The following is a 659-nucleotide window of genomic DNA, read 5'->3' as shown; positions in this document are numbered from 1 at the left end:
GGTAACAATATCGTAGATTCCTTTTCCGGTTTMCATAGATTGAGTTAATTTGTTTCTCAATTTCATACTCATATAAAAAATGCAAGCACCATCCGTATTTTTACAGAGATACTTGCACTTTTATAGTCGTTATATACCAAAAAATTTCAAAAGAATATCAAATATGATGATCTATCGATTCAAGCCAAAATGAATTCTACTAAGCTCGCATATCAATACTAAATTAAAGCTTATTATTTTTCACTTCTTCAAACCACTCATCAGCAATATGACTGGCTGTTTTAATATCGTCATGCGTATAAACTAAGTTATACTTGTATTCAGCTTTAAATTTTCCGCTTCTTACATCATAGATTAATTTCATCTCAGTAGGCATATCTCTTTGATGCTCTTGACACAATACTTTAATTTTCCCGATATCCTCATTTAAAATATCTAATACCATAAAATTTCGTGCTGCGGATGTATCGTAGCTTTCCTCCCCCTCTTCCAAAGCATCATTCAATTTATGGGGTTCTACGTATTTACCATTAATCAAATAAAAAAAGTCACTTGAGGTAACTCCTCCTTCACGTGAAGCATAAACATATACTTTCTCAGCTCTATCTTCAACGTACTCCATACATATAGATATCATATCAGCTTGTAATTCACTAAAC

The 659-nt window shown here is 31.9% G+C and carries 1 protein-coding gene; it reads right to left on the bottom strand.

All coding sequences use genetic code 11. The features are described from left to right. Window positions 1-223: 223 nt before the first annotated feature. On the bottom strand, window positions 224-659 hold a 436-nt coding region (locus AC1DRF_RS31220; protein WP_477742726.1), incomplete at its 5' end, for a DUF600 domain-containing protein.

The sequence above is a fragment of the Priestia sp. P5_B4 genome (assembly GCF_056400385.1).
Note: the sequence above shows the minus strand (reverse complement) of the source record. Positions and strands in the feature narration are given on the sequence as shown.